Origin of the sequence: Leptolyngbya sp. FACHB-541 (genome assembly GCF_014695875.1) — a bacterium.
Classification (GTDB): Bacteria; Cyanobacteriota; Cyanobacteriia; order Elainellales; family Elainellaceae; genus JAAUTN01.
The window spans coordinates 38,373-44,721 of sequence record NZ_JACJPC010000070.1; the positions used below are offsets into that span (position 1 = coordinate 38,373).

At 44.1% G+C, this 6,349-nt stretch carries 5 protein-coding genes and 1 pseudogene; 2 read left to right on the forward strand and 4 right to left on the reverse strand.

The genetic code is table 11. From position 1 onward, the window contains the following. Window positions 1–983: 983 nt before the first annotated feature. Window positions 984–2,219: a hypothetical protein gene (locus tag H6G00_RS15770; RefSeq protein ID WP_190797480.1), complete on the forward strand. Its 1,236-nt coding sequence runs from the start codon at window positions 984–986 to the stop codon at window positions 2,217–2,219. A 990-nt stretch (window positions 2,220–3,209) separates the two neighbouring features. Here the strand turns inward: H6G00_RS15770 and H6G00_RS35450 are convergent. From H6G00_RS35450 to H6G00_RS15785, 3 genes are all read right to left on the reverse strand, one after another. Further along, a complete protein-coding gene (locus H6G00_RS35450) occupies window positions 3,210–3,752 on the reverse strand; it encodes a hypothetical protein (protein WP_242042295.1) in 543 nt (180 codons plus the stop codon). 234 nt (window positions 3,753–3,986) lie between these two features. Then, window positions 3,987–4,283 carry a helix-turn-helix transcriptional regulator gene (locus tag H6G00_RS15780; RefSeq protein ID WP_190797481.1) on the reverse strand — a complete coding sequence of 99 codons (297 nt, stop codon included), beginning with the start codon at window positions 4,281–4,283 and terminating at the stop codon, window positions 3,987–3,989. 17 nt (window positions 4,284–4,300) lie between these two features. Beyond that, window positions 4,301–4,585 carry a hypothetical protein gene (locus H6G00_RS15785; protein ID WP_190797482.1) on the reverse strand — a complete coding sequence of 95 codons (285 nt, stop codon included), beginning with the start codon at window positions 4,583–4,585 and terminating at the stop codon, window positions 4,301–4,303. A gap of 617 nt (window positions 4,586–5,202) precedes the next feature. Between H6G00_RS15785 and H6G00_RS15790 the strand changes: the two genes are divergently transcribed. Continuing rightward, the gene (locus tag H6G00_RS15790; protein WP_190797483.1) at window positions 5,203–5,451 is read left to right on the forward strand and encodes a hypothetical protein; all 249 of its coding nucleotides are present in this window, start codon (window positions 5,203–5,205) and stop codon (window positions 5,449–5,451) included. Window positions 5,452–5,498: 47 nt separating this feature from the next. Here H6G00_RS15790 and H6G00_RS15795 read toward each other — a convergent pair. Further along, window positions 5,499–5,857, reverse strand: a pseudogene (locus H6G00_RS15795) (sigma-70 family RNA polymerase sigma factor); the annotation flags it as partial. Window positions 5,858–6,349: the final 492 nt, after the last annotated feature.

The window sequence follows — 6,349 nt, forward strand, 5'->3', positions numbered from 1 at the left end:
GATTCTTTTCCTTAAAAAACTTTATTCACAACAAGTCTAATGCTGCAAAGCTCGGATTCAACGCAACCATATTGCTTGTGCCTTGCTCGTTTGGACTTGCCTCAGAGCAATTGCTGATCAAACGGTAGAACGGTTTATCAGATTAAGCATGGGATGCTCTCTGACTACTTGATTGAGCAACTCAGGCACCCATCCGTTCGAATGTCTCTTGCGTAAATCCTAAAACTATTTCCTGTTGCCAAGAGGGAATTTCATATTCTGATCCTTTTTGATCCTTTTTGATCTCGAATTTTTTGTTCCCTCAAAGTATTTTGGAACTATGCCAGTTGAATGTGATGCGGATACGATTTTCTGCAAGAAATCGTATCCGTATAGAGACGACTAAGCCTAAGGACAGTTTTCTCAACAACTTGAACGACAGATGTTGTAAGCGTGACAGGAATTCGTTGCCCTTACATCGTGCTGCCAATTATTTGTAATAACAGTTCTGTCCTTTATCTTTATCAACTTTATAAATTAGGTAACTCCTGATGAAAAATTCCAATGAGTTGCAGGAGTTTAGATGACTTCAAAGACAGAAGTGACTTCATCAAAGTCACTTGCTGAAGCCGCATCTGGCTTTATGCCTCTCTTTTCTGTATGTGTACGGATTTAGACCAGGAGAAGTTAGAACACTCAAGATTGCCAAGTTGAACCTGAAATCTAAGTAGGGAAATTACCCTTTAAACTTACTGCTATTTCAGGAAAACTATTTTTCTACTTATGAGCTTTTCCTCCTTAAACTCCGTTGCCTTCATTTAGTTTTCATAGCTTGAGTAGGTAGGGCTAATTTGACCAGACGTTTGTTCTACCTGTTGTCCCCTCTGCTACATAAGGCTGAATAGCTTTATCGAAGTGGTGGTCTAGTTTTGTAGTGCATTCCCAGTACTGTGGCTATCTCAGTTTTTATCTGTGGACCCTCTTAATTTCTACCCTTTCAACCAATGAAAAGTCTTGAACAAATTGACGCAAACATTGACGCTATCAACAAACGTCACAAAACAGCGGGAATCAAGGTAACGATGAAGCGGATTGGGCGCTGTATCTATCTGATTTTCACGGCAGACCCGATCCCTGGATCTGGTGGAACTAAGCGACATCAGCATAAGCTTCCAACTTATGGTGCTGATCCTAAAGGTGTCAAATTGGCAGAAAGGAAAGCAAAGGAAATTGGTGGAGCATTGTCTAGTCGAACTTTCGACTGGATTAACTACAAGGAATTCTTGAAACCAGAAATCTTTACAGAAGAATCTGAGTCTTTTGCTGAGGCTAAGACAGAATTAATAACAGTTAACAAGGCAACAGAGTTATTAGAGAAAAAGTATTTTTTAACAAAAGAACGTAATGCCACAGATAATAATTCTTGGAAAAAAAATTATGTCACCTCACTTAATAAAGTTACAAAGGAGCATGGGGAAGAGAGTCTAACGGTAGAGCTTTTGAGAAGTATTATCGAGTTACAACCAAAAAATAGCTCAACCCGGAAGCGCACGTCTGAAGTTTTTAAGTTGTTAGCTGCTTGTGCTGATATTGAAGCTGACTTCTCTGATTTGGCTGGAAGTTATTCATCTTCAAATTCCGCACCCCGTAACCCACCATCCGATGATTTAATTGCTGATTGGTTTTTCAAGATTGAAGATCCTGCTTGGCGTTGGGGTTATGGAATGATTGCAACGTATGGGTTGAGACCGCATGAATTGTTTCATCTGGAGCTTGAGCACTTTATTCAAACAGGGCAAATGCTTGAGATTACAGGCGGAAAAACCGGTGTTCATCAGGTTTGGCCCTTTCGCCCTGAATGGGTTGAACTTTTCAAGCTACGGGAGGTCAACTTACCAGAAGTACGTTCGTGTGAAATCAATTCAGACTACGGACAAATATGTTGGGAGCACTTGAGATGCAAATCAAATCTTCCTTTCAATCTCTACGATTTGCGACATGCTTGGGCAATAAGGACTATGAAGTTTAGCTTACCAGATGCGTTAGCGGCTCGACAGATGGGACATAGTCTCGCTGTCCATACAAAGACTTATCTTAAGTGGATCAACAAAAGAGATCAACAGGAAGAGTATGACCGATTGATGCAGAAATACGTTCAGGATCAGACTAAAGCTGATCCCTCTACTATAAGATCAGAGACTGCTCAGAGTGATTCTCCCCCAAAGGATACAGATAGCTAGCTCCCCAATTCAATCCGTTGAAATTCACTAGTCTGCAAAGTCTGATACCGTTGTGCTGAAAACAACCAGTCGCAACGAGGGCAAACGGAGGTCAGACTCTAATTGTACTGAGGACGGACAACAGTTGAATATCTTTAATATGTGAAGCTTGCCCCACTTGTAGCATTGTTGCAATCATCAAGAAAATCATTCGAGGAAGTATGTTTTTCTTGCAGAGAAGGCTGATTCGCAATTGATGAGATCTATTGATATCGTAGCAACTTGCTTAATGGCTCCTAAATGAGAAACAAACTCTGAAGGCACATTGGCGTGATCGCTTAGATCCTATATAACAATCGTTTCATCAAGCAGTGGAGAGGTTTGAGGCATTGGGTTAACGGTGCATCCGTAAGTCCGAACCGATGTTAGCTCGATGTCAAGTATCCTTCAAAATAGTGCTTGTGAGCACCCAAACTGACAGATAGTGAGCTTTGAAGGGCTGTTTACTGGGCTTGAAATTTACTCGGCAACAAAATACCTTACTGGTGTGGGTTTCGACTTCGCTCAACCCACTGGACAAGCGAGTGCTGAACGAAGTCAAAGCACGATTTCTTATGTTGGATCAAAAGTTGCTGGGTTAGTAACTCCTGAAAGCTCCTTCGAATTGGTTCAGCAATTCACAACAGTATCTAGAATTTTATCAGTAAGTTCGTGCTATCCCAGGATTAGACGCTTCTCGACTAGTCTAAAATTTTCTTAATTTTACAGAATGTTTAATTACATTTAAGTGCCAAAAAGAATATGCCAGCTTCCTCTTAAATCTCCATAACGAAGAGCCTTCATGGGTTTTAGACATTTGTTGGGAAATTACACCATGAAGAAAATAGCTCTTACTCATAGTTGAAATATGAGTAAGACTCACGCTAGAACAAGACTTTCAACGACCGATCCGCTAAATTTATCTAATTTTTTCTTAATTTTGAGCGGAGACTCAAAAGTAGGGACAATACCTTACCTTTTGCCTTTGATGGTGCGACATTTTTTCGGTGAGGCTTCTAGTGCTTCCGCACAACGTTCTACATGCCACTGCCAGTAAGGTCGTCCTGCTCCTGGGATGCTTGTATCTCGATAATGATAGTTGCTTTTGAACAATTCGTTACGGCGCAGCTTACGAAGCTGTTCCTCAGAAATTCCCAACATAGCAGCTGCTCGCTTAGTGTGAAACCATTGCTGATTAAACCGAATTCTTTCTCTAAGGGAAGATGAATCGCGAACCAGTTTTAATTCGTTTTCTTTGGCAAACAGTTCTTGAACGCCACATATAGAGAGCGGACTATCTTTATCTAGTTCCACGAAGTAAATCCAAGTTTCCTGCTGAGAAAACTTCATTCCTGTGATCCGTCCTGTTTCCCAGGATCGATCCTTGCCTTGTCCCTGACAAAATTTTACTCTCTCACCAAAATGGAATGAAGGTTGACAGAATTCTACACGTTTAGGCACGATGATCAACCAAGCAAGATCATGGGACAGAGGCGATGGTAAATCAGTGAACATGATTAATTACATTCAACTAACCCTCTAATTGAAAAGGCAAAAACCATCAAATAGAAAGCAAGCTCTGTCAAAATGACAGTTGCTGATCGCCCTATAAGTTCAGTCTCTACTCTGCATGGTTCAAACCCCTTCTCGGTCTTTTCGTAGGTATGGCGCTCTATAACGATGCGTTGCCATAAACTGTTTTCTGCAATAGACGCAGTTAATGTGAGCGCAGCCTACTATCGTACTTCTTCACTGTTTTTGCAACCGACACCAATTCTGAATCAGGCTCGGTTTAATCCGATCGCTATTTGACCACAGCAGATGAATCTCTGCCAGTCGGCGACAGATAGCATCGGAAGGTTCTCGACGGCTTCTTCCTCCACTAAACCAATGCTCGATCGTACTAAGTGAGGCACCGGTGAGAGTCTCCAATTCCTTGTAGCTCACCTCCCAAAACTGTGTAAAAACCATTGGGTGCAAAGGAGGAGGGCAGGTGGAATAAAGCTGAAAGAGTTCCCACTGTCTGCGGGAGGGGCTTCGTCTCACAATAATTCCTCCGCTACCTACGGTTCTTTAAGGTCAATTGGTTCCAAGTCATCCTCAGCCCCCCAATCAGAGGTAATGCCATCTGCATAGGATGGACTAGAAGTATCCAGGGCGATCGCATAGTGATACCCCCGCACCTTCACGCTTGCCCCACTGCCATACACAATCCCAACATTCTCCCGTAGTCGTGGCTGGGCATACAGCACCAGCGCACATACTGTCCTAGTCGAAATTTGGGTGGTGGTAGATCTTCCAGCAGTTCGTTCAGCAGGGAAGCGGGCGGGAGAGATCGGCTTGTTCATAGAACTTAGTCTCACACAGAGGAATAGCATATAATCAGCATTAATAGCATAGTATTAGTGCTAATAAGATGCAATCAATCTTTTTTTAGCACGAAGGAGCTAATATTTGCTGAAGGATCTATGCTGCCTGAAATGAGCAAACGTACAATGATCGCCCTGCCTGTCTCCATCTTTGATGACCTCGAAGTAGGGATTGTGACAGGACACATGCAAAGTCCTGCAATACGAAATTGAAAGCTTTGTTTTGAAGTGGTTTCAGTATTTTCCGTTTTCTGTCATTTCAGCCTTAGAGGCAAACGAAAAATGGGGCTTTGAAGGCAATCTTGCAGGATTTTGTACGTGTCCTGCCGCAATCTCTTCCGGTTTACGGGCGATCTCTTCCAAGGCTACATAATAATCGCTGACGGGTCAGGAGGTGGGTTCATTACACCTTGAAGAGGATGATCGCCATAGCCAAAATGGTCATTCTATGTGACATCTCGTGACCAGGTTTTGGACTGATGCGAGCGTCATAAGAACCTTTAACCCCTGGGCGATCGCCTGTGGAGTGAAAAGTATGGGCAATGATGCAGCGATGCAGTAGAATCTTGGGTCAATTACTGCACGAAGGTTGAATCATGTCAGAACCAGTATCTAAATCCGTTAACCAGACCGTCATCAACTTGCTGACTGTGTTAGCACAGCAGGGCGACCCGGAGGCGATCGCCGCCCTGGAGAGAAGCAGTTCCGAGAGTGAATTAGAGGGAGTAGATGACGCTAACTCAGTGAGGATCAGGTTAGATACGGCAGATGCCGATTACCTCATCACCGAGCATGGCGCAACTGAAATGCCAAAGGTAGACCAGCCAGAGGCAGATACCCTCTAAGCCCTTGTTTAGGACAAACTCTGGACGGCGATCGCCGCTTCATCTGTGGTTGGCATTCTGCCTAACTCTGCTGTTAGCTGCTGCCTGGTCTTCTTGACCTTATTCAGCTTTTCAACGATGTGAACCGGGACGCAAATCGTCCGGCTCTGAGTGGCGATACAAAGCAGCTCCCCCTTTGGGGTAATCGCCCCTGTCACCGTCTGCCGAATTCACCAGTAAGCGTAAGTACTGAACTTGAAGCCTTTGGCTGGGTCAAACTTCTCAGCAACCCGGTCAAGCCCCAAGCCCCTTCCTGAATCAAGTCCAGCAGTTCTAAGCCCCGATTCTGATACTTCTTGGTGATGGAAATAACCAGACGCAGGTTTGCCTCAATCAGCCGCCGTTTAGCGCGATCGCCCCGCTGTATCACTGTCTGGTCCTGTTGGTGCCTCCTCCCTGGCTGTCAATCCTGCTTCAATCTGTCGAGCTAAGGCTGGGTTAGATATTGTGCTCCGATGCAGAAGATCACGTCTGCCTGTTTCTACCCATCAAGATGGGTAGGTTTCCGACTATGCCAGAGCAAGAGGAAGCAGGATGATATATCCATATCAAAACCGCTGACCACGCTTTATAAGGTCAGCACATACGAAAATAAAGCCCTGACCGCTAGGTTGGGGCTTATTGTTTTGGTCTAGATAAAAGCAGCACAGCGATCACCCATCCCTCCTAAAGAGTCCGACGATTTTCCTCGGGACTGACGCAAGCGAACCCTAGTTGCTATAGCTTTACGCAATTAAGCTAGGACATTATTTTAGAGATAGATAAGCGTTTAGGAGTGCCAATGTCAGCCCCCTACAGTTATGACCTTCGTCGCAAAGCGATTGATGCAGTAAAGCGTGGTGAGCGTAAAAGTGAGGTG

Coding starts and splice junctions, on each gene's coding strand:
- H6G00_RS15790 (WP_190797483.1), top strand. CDS start 5,203: ATGTCAGAACCAGTATCTAAATCCGTTAACCAGACCGTCATCAACTTG.
- H6G00_RS35450 (WP_242042295.1), bottom strand. CDS start 3,752: ATGTTCACTGATTTACCATCGCCTCTGTCCCATGATCTTGCTTGGTTG.
- H6G00_RS15785 (WP_190797482.1), bottom strand. CDS start 4,585: ATGAACAAGCCGATCTCTCCCGCCCGCTTCCCTGCTGAACGAACTGCT.
- H6G00_RS15770 (WP_190797480.1), top strand. CDS start 984: ATGAAAAGTCTTGAACAAATTGACGCAAACATTGACGCTATCAACAAA.